At 73.0% G+C, this 15370-nt stretch carries 13 protein-coding genes; 5 read left to right on the top strand and 8 right to left on the bottom strand.

Features of this window, described 5'->3' with window-relative positions; translation table 11 throughout:
* Positions 1 to 103 precede the first annotated feature (103 nt).
* Together RB614_RS17005 and RB614_RS17010 are read left to right on the top strand one after the other, a co-directional pair.
* Entirely contained in the window at positions 104 to 3400 is a 3297-nt protein-coding gene (locus RB614_RS17005; protein ID WP_308713481.1) for a discoidin domain-containing protein, read from the top strand.
* Between the two features lie 9 nt (positions 3401 to 3409).
* Entirely contained in the window at positions 3410 to 4390 is a 981-nt protein-coding gene (locus RB614_RS17010; RefSeq protein ID WP_308713482.1) for an aldo/keto reductase, read from the top strand.
* Between the two features lie 193 nt (positions 4391 to 4583).
* On the opposite strand, the gene RB614_RS17015 is transcribed toward RB614_RS17010, so the two are convergent.
* The 3 genes from RB614_RS17015 to RB614_RS17025 all read right to left on the bottom strand — a co-directional run bounded on the left by RB614_RS17015 (position 4584) and on the right by RB614_RS17025 (position 7943).
* Positions 4584 to 5963 carry a glycosyl hydrolase family 18 protein gene (locus RB614_RS17015; RefSeq protein ID WP_308713483.1) on the bottom strand — a complete coding sequence of 460 codons (1380 nt, stop codon included), beginning with the start codon at positions 5961 to 5963 and terminating at the stop codon, positions 4584 to 4586.
* 129 nt (positions 5964 to 6092) lie between these two features.
* A complete protein-coding gene (locus tag RB614_RS17020) occupies positions 6093 to 7289 on the bottom strand; it encodes an ROK family transcriptional regulator (protein WP_308713484.1) in 1197 nt (398 codons plus the stop codon).
* 66 nt (positions 7290 to 7355) lie between these two features.
* Positions 7356 to 7943, bottom strand: coding sequence for a DUF305 domain-containing protein (locus RB614_RS17025; RefSeq protein WP_308713485.1), 588 nt, complete (start codon positions 7941 to 7943; stop codon positions 7356 to 7358).
* Between the two features lie 138 nt (positions 7944 to 8081).
* Between RB614_RS17025 and RB614_RS17030 the strand changes: the two genes are divergently transcribed.
* Positions 8082 to 8822, top strand: a complete 741-nt coding sequence (locus tag RB614_RS17030) for a lytic polysaccharide monooxygenase (RefSeq protein ID WP_308713486.1) — start codon at positions 8082 to 8084, stop codon at positions 8820 to 8822.
* Positions 8823 to 8888: 66 nt separating this feature from the next.
* Here the strand turns inward: RB614_RS17030 and RB614_RS17035 are convergent, their stop codons facing one another.
* The 5 genes from RB614_RS17035 to RB614_RS17055 form a co-directional block, all read right to left on the bottom strand.
* Entirely contained in the window at positions 8889 to 9686 is a 798-nt protein-coding gene (locus RB614_RS17035; protein WP_308713487.1) for a hypothetical protein, read from the bottom strand.
* A 220-nt stretch (positions 9687 to 9906) separates the two neighbouring features.
* The gene (locus RB614_RS17040) at positions 9907 to 11118 is read right to left on the bottom strand and encodes an ABC transporter permease (RefSeq protein WP_308713488.1); all 1212 of its coding nucleotides are present in this window, start codon (positions 11116 to 11118) and stop codon (positions 9907 to 9909) included.
* A complete protein-coding gene (locus RB614_RS17045) occupies positions 11115 to 11795 on the bottom strand; it encodes an ABC transporter ATP-binding protein (protein ID WP_308713489.1) in 681 nt (226 codons plus the stop codon). The genes RB614_RS17040 and RB614_RS17045 overlap by 4 nt, the downstream gene beginning before the upstream one ends.
* Positions 11792 to 12862: a peptidoglycan-binding protein gene (locus tag RB614_RS17050; RefSeq protein WP_308713490.1), complete on the bottom strand. Its 1071-nt coding sequence runs from the start codon at positions 12860 to 12862 to the stop codon at positions 11792 to 11794. Before RB614_RS17050 ends, RB614_RS17045 begins: the two co-directional genes overlap by 4 nt.
* A complete protein-coding gene (locus tag RB614_RS17055) occupies positions 12859 to 13386 on the bottom strand; it encodes a hypothetical protein (protein ID WP_308713491.1) in 528 nt (175 codons plus the stop codon). The genes RB614_RS17050 and RB614_RS17055 overlap by 4 nt, the downstream gene beginning before the upstream one ends.
* 140 nt (positions 13387 to 13526) lie before the next feature.
* Between RB614_RS17055 and RB614_RS17060 the strand changes: the two genes are divergently transcribed.
* Both RB614_RS17060 and RB614_RS17065 read left to right on the top strand, forming a co-directional pair.
* Entirely contained in the window at positions 13527 to 14183 is a 657-nt protein-coding gene (locus RB614_RS17060; protein ID WP_308713492.1) for a response regulator transcription factor, read from the top strand.
* Complete coding sequence (locus tag RB614_RS17065; RefSeq protein WP_308713530.1) at positions 14183 to 15364, top strand: sensor histidine kinase; 1182 nt, start codon at positions 14183 to 14185, stop codon at positions 15362 to 15364. Before RB614_RS17060 ends, RB614_RS17065 begins: the two co-directional genes overlap by 1 nt.
* Positions 15365 to 15370: the final 6 nt, after the last annotated feature.

The raw sequence follows: 15370 nt of genomic DNA on the forward strand, positions 1-15370 counted from the left end.
AATGTACGCTCCCTCCTACGCATCACGTGAGCGCGGCCGGGCGGCGTCGCTCACCACCGGTCTCGCACCGGTTCCGCCCGGTCCCCCTCGTAGGAGTCACACGATGCGCAAACCCCTCGCAGCGGGCGTGGTCGCCGTCGTTACGGCCGCGCTGTTGGCGTCTCCCGCCAGCGCCGCGCAGACGATCGGCCTACCCACCTTCTCCGGCCCCGCGGTCCCGCAGCCGCCGGTCGGATACAACAGCGGCAACATGATGCGGGCGATCTACGACGCCGAAGCCTCCGGCACCGACTTCTGGGTCGACCGGCTGCTGTCCCGCTCGGGCAGCGACCCGTCCGACGCCGACGGCGGCATCCTGATGACCCGCGGCCGCGGGGCGTTCATGAAGGTGCACTCCCCCTCGGTCATCGGCTTCGGCGGCCGGGTCGCGTACTTCGAGAGCATCAGCGACCAGAACGCGTACTCGGTCGCGGTCACCCCCGGCACGTTCACCGAGCAGGTGTCGCAGCGCTGGCAGGCGCCCAGCCACTGGAAGAGCGTGCACACCGCAGGCTCGATCCGGGTCAACCAGACCAAGTTCATCACCGACAACAACGTGCTGGTGACGAACCTGTCGATCACCAACACCGGCTCCGCCTCGACGACGCTGCAACTGCGGGCCACCTCGCCGTACGCCACCACGGCCAGCGGCAGCGAGCTCACCGGGCAGCGCGCCTCGTTCAACAGCCTGACCACGCTCTTCCCGCGGCTGAGCGGCGACAGCGGCTTCGCCGTCTCCAGCGGCGGCCTCAACCGGTCGGTGACCGTCGGCGCCGGGCAGACCGTCGAGGCCAAGGTGCAGCTGGGCTTCGTGACCGACGAGATCCCGGAGTCGCTGAGCGAGTACAACGCCTACCGCGGCTACACCAACGCCACCGCGTTCGCCACCCACGTGCGGGCGTACAACCGTTGGTGGGCCGACAACGTGCCGTACATCGACGTGCCCGAGGCGGCCATCAAGAAGAACGTCTACTACCGCTGGTGGCTGATGCGCTTCAACAACTTCGACGGCGACATCCCCGGGCAGACGTTCCAGTTCCCCACCTCGGTCGAGGGGGCGCTGGGCTACAACAACGCGATCGTGCTGACCCAGCCGATGCACATCGACGACCTGAAGTACCTGCGCGACCCGAAGTACGCGTACGGGAACTGGCTCAACGTCGGCACCGTCTCCCGCAACGGGCGGTACATGGACAACCCCGGTGACCCGGCGAACTGGAACAACTCCTACACCCAGTACATCTCCGAGGCCGGCTGGCGGGCGTACCAGATCCACGGTGGACAGCCGGCGATGCTGGCCAACTTCGCCCGGTACGCCGAGCAGGACGTCAAGGGTCAGCTCTCCTTCTACGACCACGACAACGACGGCGTCATCGAGTACGACTGGGGCGCGCTGACCGGCAACGACGCGGACGCCGTCTCGTTCCACTGGCGCTCGGGCTGGCTCGACCGGGCCGAGGGCGCGTACGTGTACAGCAACGCGCTCGCCGCCGTGCAGGCGTACACGATGCTCGGCAACACCGCCAAGGCGAACGAGATGCAGACGATCGCCAACCGGGTGCGCGACGGGATCATCAACCAGCTCTGGAACTCCTCCAGCCAGCTGCTGCAGCACCGGCACGTGGCCACCAACACGCTGGTGCCGTGGAAGGAGATCAACAACTACTACCCGTACGCGGTCGGGCTGATGCCGAACACCGACCAGTACCGGCAGGCGCTGCGCCTGTTCGACAGCCCCGCCGAGTACCCGATCTTCCCGTTCTACACCGCGAACCAGGTGGACAAGGCGGCGGCCGCCGCGGCCGGGCAGCCGGGCAGCAACAACTTCTCCACCATCAACTCGACCGTGCAGTTCCGGCTCTACTCGTCCGCGCTGCGCAACTACCCGAACCAGTGGATGACCGCCGACAACTACAAGCAGCTGCTCTACTGGAACGTCTGGGCGCAGTACGTCGGCGGCAACACCGCCTGGCCGGACGCGAACGAGTTCTGGGCCGACTGGAACGGCTCGTCCCGCACCATCCAGTACCGCTCGTGGATCCACCACAACATCCTGGGCAGCAGCAACTGGACGGTCATCGAGGACGTCGCCGGGCTGCGGCCGCGCAACGACGCGCAGGTCGAGCTCTGGCCGATCAACATCGGCTGGTCGTACTTCGCGGTCAACAACCTGCGGTACCGCGACAGCGACCTCTCCATCGTCTGGGACGACCCGGCCGACGGCGTCACCCGGTACGCGGGCGTGCCGCAGGGCTACTCGGTCTTCGTCAACGGGCAGCGGGCGTTCACCGTGGACCGGCTGACCCGGGTGGTCTACAACCCGGCGACCGGCGCGGTGTCGCTGCCGGCCGGCGGCTCGGTCAGCTTCAACACCACCGCGCCGGTGAAGGCGCCGAACGCGGTCGCGCAGGGCGGCACGCGGATCGTGGACATGTTCGCCAAGGCGGGCGTCGACCTCACCTCGACGCTGCCCAACCTGGCGCAGGGCGCGACCGCGACCGCGTCGTTCACCGCCTCGGGCACCTCGACCGGCGCGGCGGTCGACGGCTTCACCATCAACGACCCGATCTGGGGCGCGGCCGGCTCGCCGAACAGCCAGGACTGGTACGAGATCAACTTCGGTCAGGCGCGGACGGTGGACGAGCTGCGGCTCCACTTCCGCGACAGCCGCCCGCAGAACTCCACCTACCGGGCGCCCTCCTCCTACAACGTGCAGTACCTCTCCGGCAGCACCTGGACCAACGCCGGCTCGCAGGTGAAGTCGCCGGCCGCCCCGCGGGCCAACTACAACAACGTGCGGTTCGCGCCGGTGACCACGCAGCGGATCCGGGTGCAGCTCACCCACGCGTCCGGGTCGAAGGCCGGGCTGACCGAGGTGAAGGCGTACAACCGGGGCGGCACCGTGCCCGACCCCGACCCGGACCCGGACCCGCCGACCGGCAACCTCGCCGGCTCGGCGACGCCCTCCGCCTCGTACACGTCGTCGTGGGAGAGCGTCAACGCGATCAACGACGGCGTCGACCCGCCCTCCTCCAACGACACGGTCAACCCGCGCTGGGGCACCTGGCCGAACGAGGGCGAGCAGTGGGCCCAGCTCACCTGGCCCTCGGCGGTCTCGCTCAACCGGGCCGAGGTGTACTTCTTCGACGACGGCCAGGGCATCGACCTGCCCGCCTCGTGGAAGCTCCAGTACTGGAACGGCAGCGCGTTCGTCGACATCGCCGCGAGCTACCCGGTGGCGGCGAACCAGTACAACGCCGTCTCCTTCCCCACGGTGAGCACGACCCAGCTGCGGGTGGTGCTGCAGAGCGCGGCGGACTCGGTGGGCCTGCTCGAGGTGAAGGCGTTCGCACCCGCATAGGGTAGGCGCATGGACTACGCACGACTCGGCTCGACCGGCCTCAAGGTCTCGCGGATCTGTCTCGGCATGATGAGCTACAGCTCGCGGCCGTGGCGGGAGTGGACGCTCGACTACGAGGGGGCCGAGCCGATCGTGCGCCGCGCGGTCGAGCTCGGTGTGACCTTCTTCGACACCGCCGACATGTACTCGGTCGGCGGCAGCGAGGAGGTGACCGGCAAGCTGCTCGACACGTTCTTCGGCCGGCGCGACGACTACGTGCTCGCCACCAAGGTGTACAACCCGATGGGCGAGGGCCCCAACGACCGGGGCCTGTCCCGCAAGCACATCATGGCGTCGATCGACGACTCGCTGCGCCGGCTCGGCACCGACCACGTCGACCTGTACCAGATCCACCGCTGGGACTACGACACGCCGATCGAGGAGACGATGTCGGCGCTGCACGACGTCGTGAAGGCCGGCAAGGCCCGCTACCTCGGGGCGTCGAGCATGTGGGCGTGGCAGTTCGCCCGGGCCCAGGAGGTGGCCCGGGCGAACGGGTGGACCCCGTTCGTGGCGATGCAGAACCACTACAACCTGCTGTACCGGGAGGAGGAGCGGGAGATGCTCCCGCTCTGCCTCGACGAGGGCGTCGGCGTCATCCCGTGGAGCCCGCTCGCCCGCGGCCTGCTGGCCCGCGCCCGCACCGACGCCACCGCCCGCTCCGGCAGCGACCAGTACGCCCGCGAGCTCTACCAGTCCGCCACCGGCGCCGCCGACGCCGCGGTCGTCGACGCGGTCGCCGCCGTCGCGACCGCCCGCGGGGTACCGGCGGCCCAGGTCGCGCTCGCCTGGCTGCTGCGCCAGCCGGCGGTCACCGCACCGATCGTCGGCGCCACCAAGCTCCCGCACATCGAGGACGCGGTGGCCGCCGCCGACCTGGAGCTCACCGACGAGGAGGTCGCCACGCTGGAGGCGCCCTACGTCCCGCACGCCGTCGCCGGCCACGCCTGAGCCAACCGCCTGAAGAAGCGTCGCGGGGCCGGGCCCCCGGGGGGGGGGGGGGGGGCCCGGCCGGGGGGGGGGGGGGCGGGGCGGGGCGCCGGGGGGGTGGCGTCGCCGCCCACCCCTGCGCCAACCGCCTGAACACGCGGCGCGGGCCGCGCCCCTCGGTTCGCGGGGCGCGGCCCTTCCGGCGGCGCCGTGTCTACGGCAGGCGCCACTGCTGGTTGGCGCCGCCGAAGCAGTCCCAGATCTGCAGCCGGGTGCCGTCCGCCGAGCTGTTGCCGGTGGCGTCGAGGCACTTGTTGGACGCGGGGTTGCGCAGGGTCAGGTTGCTCTGCGCCTGCCACACCTGCGCGCCGGTGCCGTTGCAGTCGTAGAGCTGGACCACCGTGCCGTTGGCGGTGCCGGCCGCGGCCACGTCCATGCACTTGCCGAGCGCGCGGAGCGTCCCGTCGCCGCCGACCGTCCACTGTTGAGCGTTGGTGCCGTTGCAGGCGTAGAGCTGGACGGCCGTGCCGTTGGCCGAGCTGGCGCCGGCGACGTCGACGCACTTGCCGGCGATACCGGTGATCTGGCCGGTGCGGCCGCCCGGCGGCGGGGTGGTCGGGTTGCCGCCACCGCCCGTGGCCACCTCGTAGATGGCGCTGACCAGCGAGTTGGCGCCGGTGGCGTCCTGGGACAGCTCCCAGTTCATCATGCCGCCGCCGTTGGCCATCATGTACTGCGTCTTGCGCTTCACCGTCGGGATGCCGTTGTAGCACTGCTGCGCGCCGCCGGCGGTGGTGCAGTCGCGGTTGGCGTTGGCCGGGTCCATCGAGACCAGGTTCGCGTACGTGTAGTAGCCCGGCCGGCTGTAGAACGGCACGCCCATCACGGTCTTGCCGGCCGGCAGGCCGCGTGACTTCCACTCGTTGACGTTGCTGACCGCCCAGTCGTAGTTGGCGTGCGGGCTGCCGCCGTCGTAGGTCATGATGTTGAGCCAGTCGACGTACCCGAAGACGGCCGGCTGCACGCCCTGCGCGGTGCCGCCGCCGGAGACGACCGCCGCGGTGAGCAGCTTGCCGCGGCTGTGCATGGCGGTGCTGAGCTGCTGCATCAGCGCGGTGAAGTTGTTGCCCGAGGTGCCCGGGTCGGGGTACTCCCAGTCGATGTCGACACCGTCCAGGTTGTACTGGGTGACGAAGCTGACCAGGCTGTTGACGAACGTGGTCCGCCCGCCCGAGCTGGCCGCCAGCGCCTCGAACGCGGAGTCGTCGCCGTTGTTCCAGCCGCCGACCGCGATCAGCACCTTGACGTTGCCCGCGTGGCCGAGCGAGACGAGCTGCTGGAGCTTGGGGATGTTCTCCACCGGCTGGAGCGTGCCGTTGGCGTTCGGCAGCGCGAACGCGTAGTTGACGTGGGTCAGCTTCCCGTACTGGACGCTGCTCACGTTGCCGGACCAGGACGGCATGTAGCCGACGCTCTTGAACCCGTTCGGCAGCACGGCCGCGCTGGAGGCGGCCGGGTGGAGCACCGCGACGAGGGCGGCGGCCGCGACGGTCGCGACCGCGCCGAACGCGGCCGTGAGTCCCCTTCGTGACATCGACGATCCTTTCGGTAGTCGTCCGGTCGCGGGGCCGCCCGCCGACGGCGGAACCGCGCAGATGCACGAAGGTTAGGAAGGTTTACTATTAATAGTCAATACAAGCATTGAAATAAGTGAACGGAACTCTCAGCGGGAGCCGCCATCGGCGAGGAGCTTGGCGACCGGCAGCGTCGCCGCGCCCACCGAGACCGCGTCCGGGCCGAGCCGGCACAGCTCGATCGAGGCCTGCCCGTACGGGTGGCGCAGCGCGTGCGCGGCCGCCACCTCCCGGATCCGGGGCAGCAGCACATCGCCGAGCGCGAGCCCCGCCCAGCCGCCGAGCACGATCCGCTCCGGGTTGAACAGGTTGATCAGGTTGGCGATGCCGGCGCCGAGGTACCCGGCGGTCTCCTCCAGGACCCGCGCGGCGGACTCGGAGCGTTCGGCACCGGCGACCAGCGCGGCGATCCCGCTCTCCTCGTCCGGCCCCGGGACGCGCCCGCGCCGGGCCACCCGCCAGCGGTCGAGCACCGCCTCCGCCCCGACGTACGCCTCCAGGCAGCCCTCCGCGCCGCAGCGGCACCGGCGGCCGCCGTACACGATCGTGGTGTGCCCCCACTCGCTGGCGCTGCTGCTCACACCGCGGTAGCTGACGCCGTCGGTGAGCACGGCGGCGCCGACGCCGGAGCCGACCAGGGCGACCACCACGTGCCGGGCGCCGCGCCCCGCGCCGAACCACATCTCCGCGCGGCCGAGCGTCTTGGCGCCGTTGTCGAAGTAGAGGCTGGCGCCGGTGCCCGCGCGGAGCATCGCCTCCAGCGGCACCCCCTCCCAGCCGAGCGTCTGCGCGTGTACGACCGCCGAGGCGCCCTGCTCGACCACGCCGGGCACCCCGACGCCGACGCCGAGCAGCGCGTCGGGCGCGATCCCGGCCGCGGCGGTCACGGCGTCCAGGCCGGCGAGGATGTGCCGGACCACGGTCTCCGGGGCGGGCCGGGCCGACTCGATCGGGTGGTCCGCCTTGGCCAGACCGGTCATCGCCAGGTCGAACAGCTCCACCCGCACCCGGGTCTCGCCGACGTCGACGCCGACCACGTACGCGTACCCGGGGCGGACCCGCAGCAGCGTGCGCGGCCGGCCGCCGTCCGAGTCGACCGCGCCGGCCTCCTCGACCAGGCCCTGCTCCAGCATCTCGCCGACCAGGTTGCTGACGCTGGCCGCGCTCAGGCCGGTGACGCCGGTGAGCTCCTGCCGGCTCGACGGCCCGTCGTGGTACAGCCGCGACAGCAGCACCGCCCGGTTGCGGCGGCGCATGTCCCGGACCGTCGCTCGCTTCGCCTCCACCGACCCCGCACTTTCGTCACCCGCTGAAATAAGGGATCCAATCTAGCGCGGGCCTCAGCGCGGGCCTCAGCGCGGGGTGGCGTCGAGGAGGCGTTGCATCTGCTCGATCTGGGCGGTGCGGGACCGCTCGATCCGCCCGGCGAGGTCGACCAGGCGCGGGTCGGCGCCGCTGGCCAGCTCCATCTTGGCCAGCGCGATGGCGTCGCCCTGGTGGGCCATCATCGTGTTGAGGAAGCGCCGCTCGAACTCCGTACCGGTCGACGCGCGCAGCGCCGCGACCTGCTGCTCGCCGGTGCCGGGCAGGCCGCCGTGCGCGGCGTGCGGGTCCGGTCCGCCCGGCGGCGCGGGCGCGGACGCCGGTGCGCCCGAGTCGGCCAGGATGCCGGCCATCAGCTCGACCTCGTCCCGCTGGGTGGCCTCGATGGCGGCGGCGAGCTGGACCAGCTCGGCCCGGCCGCCCTTGGCCCGCCCGAGGCCGGCCAGCTCCACGCCCTGCCGGTGGTGCGGCAGGATCATCTGCAGGAACATCACGTCGGTGTTGCCGAGGCCGCCGCTCGCCGCCCCCGGGGTATCCACTGTGGAGGGCGCCGCCGGGCTCGCCGTGCAACCGGCCAGCAGCACCGCCATCAGCGCGACCGCGACGCGACGGGACATCGACACCCCCAACCGTTAAGACGATTAAGAGTAAAGCGCACATCTTCTCTTAACAATATTTACAGATAGCGTCGCACCGATGTAACCTCTCGCTACCCACGGCCGGAATCCCCTGTTTCCCCCACAAGGAGTGCCTGGATGAACCTACGACGAAAGGTGGCGGCGCTCGCCGGTGGCATCGCGGCCGTGCCGCTGGTGCTCATCGCGCTGCCGTCGAGCCCGGCCAGCGGGCACGGTTGGATCACCTCGCCCCCCAGCCGCCAGGACATGTGCGCCACCGGCCGGGTCGCCAACTGCGGCCCGATCCAGTACGAGCCGCAGAGCGTCGAAGGCCCCAAGGGGCAGCGCAACTGCAACGCCGGCCTCGCCCAGTTCGCGGTGCTCAACGACGCCTCCCGCTTCCCGGCCACCAGCACCGGCAGCACGGTCACCTTCAACTGGCGGCTCACCGTCAACCACCGCACCACCACGTGGGAGTACTGGCTGGGCAGCCGCCTGCTGGCCTCGTTCAACCAAAACAACCAGCAGCCGCCGATGACGCTGTCGCACACGGTCAGCGGCATCCCCAGCGGCCGCCAGACCGTCCTCGCGATCTGGAACATCGCCGACACCCCCATGGCGTTCTACGCCTGCGTCGACCTGCAGGTCGGCGGCGGCAACCCCAACCCCAACCCGACCACCCCGCCACCCAACCCCACGACCCCGCCGCCCAACCCGACCACGCCCCCGCCGCAGGGCGGCACCTGGGCGGCCGGCACGGCGTACGCGGTCGGCGCCCGCGTGACCTACGGCGGCCGCAGCTACCAGTGCCTCCAGGCCCACACCGCCATCCCCGGCTGGGAACCCCCGAACGTCCCCGCCCTCTGGCGCGCCCTGTAACCCCACGACCCGGGCCGGCACCGACGGCGATGGCCCCCGCCGGTGCCGGCCCGCCCCACGCGGGCGTCACGCGGTGGCGACCCGGTCGAGCAGGCGGTGGGCGGACGGGACGTCGTGCGGGATCTCCGTGGTGACCACGACGCTGCCGGTGTCGCCGTCGTCGGGGAGGCGCGCGGCCAGGTCGGCCACCACGGACGGCAGCGCCTCGGTACGGCGTACCAGGGTGCCGACCCGCCCCGGCGAGAACGTGACGACGAGCGCGTGGGCCGGCAGCACCGGCAGCAGCGCCGGCCCGAGGTCGAGCAGCAGCGTGACCGGCTCCCACCCGGTCCCGCCCGCGGAGGGCGGCACGTCGACGACCAGCACGATGAACTCGTCCGACAGGGGCGGACCGTCCTCGCCGCCGAGCTGGTACACGCCGCCGAGCAGCGAGGCCAGGTAGCCGGCGGTCACCGAACCCCGGCGCGGGTCGCCGCAGAGCGTGACGTCGGTCGGTGCGAGGACCGCCTCCGCCCAGGCCTCGACCACCGCGCGGACCAGCCGCGACGGCGGGCCGGCCAAGGGCATCCGCCGGTACAGGGCGAAGATGTCGTCGACCGTCCGCCGCAGCTCCCACCCCGCCCGAGCCCGGGCGTGCCCCAGCCGGGTGCCGGCCGGCCGCACGTCCTGACGGCGGGCGATGGCACGGGCAAGCGCCTCCACGGACGGGTGCCACCAATCCTCGGGGCGTACCCACCCCTGGTGCTCGACGGCCGCCCGCCAGGCGTCCCGGACCCCGCCGGCCGGCGTGCGGTGGCGGCGCAGCGACCGCGACCGCTGCTCGATGGCCGCCGCCGGTGGCCGGCGTACCGTGCCGTCGCCCATCCGCTCGTACCTCCCCCACTCACCACAACGCCCCGGACACCAGACGATGACGCGTTCCGCCCATACTGCCCGGTCCCGGCCACCCCCGCTGCCGGGGCGGGCGGTAACCCGCCCGCGGGCGGCGCGGGACGCCGGCGGGCGGGCGGTGCGGTGCCCGGGCCCGGCCGGCCCCGGGCACGGTGGCCCGGAGCGGCCGGCCCCCGAGGGCCCGGGCCCCCGCTCAGGGTGTGGCCAGCGCCTCCGTGGGTGGGAGGCGGGCCGCGCGGATCGCCGGGTACAGGCCGGCGATCGCGCCGATCACCAGCGTGGCCCCGATCCCGCCGGCCGCGGCCCACGGCGGTACCACCGCCGGCCAGTCCTGGGTCGCGGCGTAGAAGGCGGTCACGGCCGTGCCCAGTACCACGCCGCCGGCGCCGCCCAGGGCGGAGAGCAGCAGCGACTCGGCGAGGAACTGGACCCGCACCTGGCCGCGGGTGGCGCCCAGGGAGCGGCGCAGGCCGATCTCGGCGCGGCGTTCGAGCACCGAGATGACCATCGTGTTGGCCACCCCGACGCCGCCGACCAGCAGGGCCACCGCGCCCAGCCCCAGCAGCAGGCCGGTGAACGCGCGGTCCGCGGCCTGCTTGGCGGCCAGGGCATCGGACGGGCGGGAGACCTCGACCTCGCTCGGCGTCTCCGGGTTGGCCGTGGCCGCCAGCACCCCGCGCACGTCGGTGACGTACTCCTCGCGGGCCCGGGCGTACACGGTGGTCGGATGGCCGTCGAAGTCCAGATAGGACTCCGCCGCCGCCCAGCCGATCAGGGCCGCCGAGTCGAGCTCCGGGGCGAGTGGGGCCGGGTCGAGCACCCCGACCACGGTGAACCACTCGCCGCCGACGTAGACCCGTACGTCCTGGCCGGCCGCCCCGATGCCGAGCCGGTCGGCCGCCGCGCTGCCCAGTACCACCGCCGGGTAGCGCGCCGTCGCCTCGTTGAGCCAGGTGCCGCTCGCCACCGTGGCGCTCACCGTCGACAGCAGGTCCACCCGGGCGGCGAGGCAGAGCAGCCCGTTCGTCTCGATCTCCGGGATGCGGTCCGACCGGTACACCTTGGCGTCCGGCACCTTGCCCACCGCGGACGCCGCCGTGACCGGTCCGATCCGCCGGATCATCTCGACCGACCCGTCGGGGAGGGTGGCCGCGTCGCCGAAGATGTCGTTGCCCGGACCGGCGGTGAGCAGGTTGGTGCCGAGGCGGTCGAGGGTCTGCCGCAGGTCGGCGCGGCTGGACGTGGAGACGCCGACGACCGCGACCATCGCGGCGATGCCGATCGCGATGCCCAGCGCGGACAGGAACGCCCGCAGCGGCCGGGTACGCAGGCCGGCCCCGCCCACCATGAGGACGTCGGACGCCCGCATTCGGGCGGGGGCCAGCCGGTGGGTCGCCGCCGTCATACCGGCACCACCGCCGTCTCGACCTGGCCGTCGCGCATCCGCACCTGCCGGGGCACGCTCGCGGCGATCTCCAGGTCGTGGGTGATGACGACGATGGTGGTACCGGCCGCGTGCAGGTCGCGCAGCAGCGCCATCACCGCCGTGCCGGAGGCGGTGTCGAGGTTGCCGGTCGGCTCGTCCGCGAGCAGCAGCGCCGGCTCCCCCACCACCGCGCGGGCGATCGCCACCCGCTGCCGTTCGCCGCCGGAGAGCTCGTGCGGGCGGTGGTCGAGGCGGTGGCCGAGGCCGACCCGTTCCAGCGCGGCCGCGGCCCGCTTGCGCCGCTCCCGCCGCGACACGCCCGCGTAGAGCAGCCCGTCGGCGACGTTGTCCACCGCGCGCACGCCGGCCGCGAGGTGGAACTGCTGGAAGACGAACCCGATCCGGGACGCCCGCAGCGCGGAGAGCTCCCGGTCGGAGAGGCGGGCCACGTCGAAGCCGTCGACCCGCACGGTGCCGGTGGTGGGGCGGTCCAGCGTGCCGATCAGGTGCAGCATCGTCGACTTTCCGGAGCCGGAAGGGCCGACGATCGCCACCATCTCGCCGCGGAGGACGGCCAGCGACACGCCGCGCACGGCCGCGACGCCGCCCGGGTACGTCTTCGTGACCTCCGCCAGCTCCAGGACAGGCTGGTTCACGAGGCGACGCCCACGGTCATGCCCTCGGCGACGCCGTCACCGGAGACCTCGACCCGACCGCCGGAGAACATCCCGGTCTCCACCGGCACGATCCGGGTGGTCGTGCCCTCGACGACCTGCACGCCGTACCCGCCCTCGGCGAGGGCGAGCAGCGCGGCGACCGGCACGCTCAGCACGTTCTCCCGCTTCTGCGCGGTGAACGACACGTCCACCGCGGCCTGGTCGAGCGTGCCGAGCCCCTTCTGGTCGGCGAGCGACACGGTCACCTCGAGCTTGGTCTCCGGCTCCTGCTCCTGGCCGGTGCCGCCGCTGCCCAGCTCGATCACGGTCTCGACCGAGGCGACCTTCCCCTGGGCGGTACGCCCGTCGGGCAGCTCGACGCCGACCGCGGCTCCCGTGCCGGCCAGCCGCTGCTGGTCGACGTCGAGGTCGACGGTCACCACCCGGGTGGTACCGGTGTAGGAGAGCACCGCCTGCCCGCCGGCCGGGTCGCCGACCTGCCCGCGCACCTCGTAGATCCGCACGTCGCCGGCGGCGTACGCGACCCGGCCGACCTCGACGGTGCCGGTCTGCTCGATGCCGAGGTCCTCCTGCCACTCGCGGACCGCGTCGGCGGTGGAGTCGCTGTACTCCTCGTCGACGGTGAAGCCGTCGTAGCCGAGCGCGGCCAGGTTCTGCTCGAACTGCTTCACGTCCGCCCCCTCCACGCCCGGCGTCAGCGGCCGGTACAGCGGGAGCGTGCCGCGCAGCAGCACCACCGGCGTGTCGTCGACCCCGTAGAGCCGCCCGCCCCGCTTGATCGTGGAGCCGGCCGGCGGGAGCCAGGTGACCGTGCCGCGGAGGCGGGGCGTCACGGCGGTCTCGGTGCCGTACCCGAGCGTGCCGTCGACCGTCTCCGCGTCGACCAGGGTGGAGCGCTGGACCTGGGCGGTGGCCGGCGGCAGGGTGCTGCCGGCCGCGGTGCCGCTGTCGCCGCGGTCGAGGGCGACGGCCGCCGCCGTGCCACCCGCCGCGGCGACCGCGACCCCGGCCGCGAGGAGGACCCGGCCTCGTCTGCGCCGGCTCACGAACCACTCCCCGGCGGTACCGGACGCAGCTTCTCGCAGGTCTTCTGGGCGGCCTGGAACGCCGCGGAGTTCGGGTCGAGCCCGCTGTCCGGTCCGGCGCGGAGCATGAGGTTGCCGGTCTCCGGGTCCGGGTCGGGGAAGTTCGGCACGCCGTTCTCGCGCATGCACTTGGAGTACTGGCGGGCCTTCTCGATCCGTTCCGGGTCGGCCTTGGGCATCTCGCCGCCGTTCGGCATGAGGTGGCGGCACTTGGCCATGGCGGCCTCGGTCTTGGCCGGGTCGCCGCCGCGCAGCCGCAGCTGGACGCCGCCGCCCGGCTCGGGGTCCTCCATCTGGATGCCCTCGCCCCGCATGCACTCGGTGAACTCGAGCATCGCCTGGTAGTTGTCCTTGCTGGCCGAAGGGCTGGCGCCCGCCGCCGGCGCGGCCGTACCGCCCGCCGAGGCGATCCCGCCGTCGTCGCCGCCCCCGCCGCAGCCGGCGAGCGCGAGGGCGAACAGCGCCGCCGCGACCGCCCCTGCCATCCGTCGTCTCATCCATCACTCCCGTTTCGGCCGGCGAAAGGCGCCGGCGACCGGGGACGAGTCAACGCGCCGCCGCGTTACCCGGCGGTTTCCGCGGGCGTTAACGCGGAACGAACACGACCGTCGGCAATCATGGGGCGATGCGTGTACTGGTCGTCGAGGACGAGCGGCTGCTCGCCGACCTGATCGCCCGCTGGCTGCGGGGTGAGGCCCACGCGGTGGACGTCGCGTACGACGGCGACGCCGCGCTGGAACGGCTGGGCGTCAACGACTACGACGTGGTGGTGCTCGACCGCGACCTGCCGGTCGTGCACGGCGACGACGTGTGCCGGGCGCTGGTCGACTCCGGCGCGGAGGCCCGGGTGCTGATGCTCACCGCCGCGGCCGAGATCGGCGACCGGGTGGCCGGGCTCTCCCTCGGCGCGGACGACTACCTGCCCAAACCGTTCGCCTTCGCCGAGCTCGCCGCCCGCGTGCTGGCCCTGGGGCGGCGGGCCCGGCCGGCCGCGCCGCCGGTGCTCAGCCGCGCCGGCATCACGGTCGACCTGCCGCGGCGGGAGGTGCACCGCGACGGGCGGTACGTGTCGCTGTCCCGCAAGGAGTTCGCGACGCTGGCCGAGCTGATGCGGGCGGACGGGGCGGTGGTGAGCGCCGAGCACCTGCTGGAGAAGGTGTGGGACGAGCACGCCGACCCGTTCACGGCGGCGGTGCGGGTGACGATCCTCAAGCTGCGCCGCAAGCTCGGCGACCCGCCGGTCGTGGAGACCGTGCCCGGCGACGGGTACGTGATTCGATGATCAGCCGGCTGACGATCCGCGCGCGTCTCACCGTCCTCTACGGCGGGCTGCTCTTCGTCGCGGGCGTGGTGCTGCTCGCCGTCACGTACGTGCTCGTCGGCCAGCGGATGCCGACCGCCGTCCGGATCCTCGCGACCCACACCCGCGGGCCGAACGACGACCCGTCGGTGGCGCTGCCCAGCGGCGACCAGGTGTACCTGTCGGACCTGCCGGAGAAGCTGCGCGACGCCGCCCTGCAGGACATGCTCACCACCGGCACGATCGCGCTGGTGCTGGTCACGGTCGTGGCGGTGGGGTTCGGGTGGCTGCTGGCCGGGCGGGCGCTGCAGCCGCTGCACCGGATCACCGAGACCGCGCACCGGATCGCCGCCGCGCCCGCCGCCGACCGGGGGCTGCACGAGCGGATCGCGCTCGCCGGCCCGCGCGACGAGGTCAAGGAGCTGGCGGACACGTTCGACACGATGCTGGAACGGCTGGACCGCTCCTTCGACGGCCAGCGCCGCTTCGTGGCGAACGCCTCGCATGAGCTGCGCACCCCGCTGACGCTGAGCCGGGCGGTGCTGGAGTACGCGGCGCACCGCGACACCCTCCCGCCCGAGGTGCGGCAGCTGACCGAGCTGCTGCTCGACATCAACCTGCGGCACGAGCGGCTGATCAACGGGCTGCTGCTGCTCGCCCGTACCGACAACGAGATGCTCGACTCCAGCCCGGTCGACCTCGCCGACGTCGTCGCGCACACGGTCACCCATCTGGCGCCGGAGGCGGAGAAGGCGGGCGTGAGCGTCGGCGGCGAGCCCGCGCCCGCCCCCACGCTCGGCGACCCGGTCCTGCTGGAACGCCTCGTGCAGAACCTGGTCGAGAACGGCATCCGCCACAACACCGGCACCTCCGAGGGCTGGGTGCGGGTCGCCTGCCGCACCGTCCCGGGTGGCCTCGTCGAGCTCACCGTGAGCAACTCCGGGCCGGTCATCCCCCGGTACGAGATCCCCGGGCTGTTCGAGCCGTTCCGCCGGTACGGCTCCGAGCGGGTCGACCGGGACCGCGGCGCCGGGCTCGGCCTGTCGATCGTGCGGTCGGTCGCCCGGGCCCACGGCGGCGACGTCACGGCCGAGCCGCGCGACGGCGGTGGCCTGCTCGTACGCGTGACTCTGCCCCTCGCGACCGGGCCGGGCGTGGCATGATCGGCG

This window comes from Phytohabitans maris (assembly GCF_031085175.1).
GTDB classification, from domain to species: domain Bacteria; phylum Actinomycetota; class Actinomycetes; order Mycobacteriales; family Micromonosporaceae; genus Phytohabitans; species Phytohabitans maris.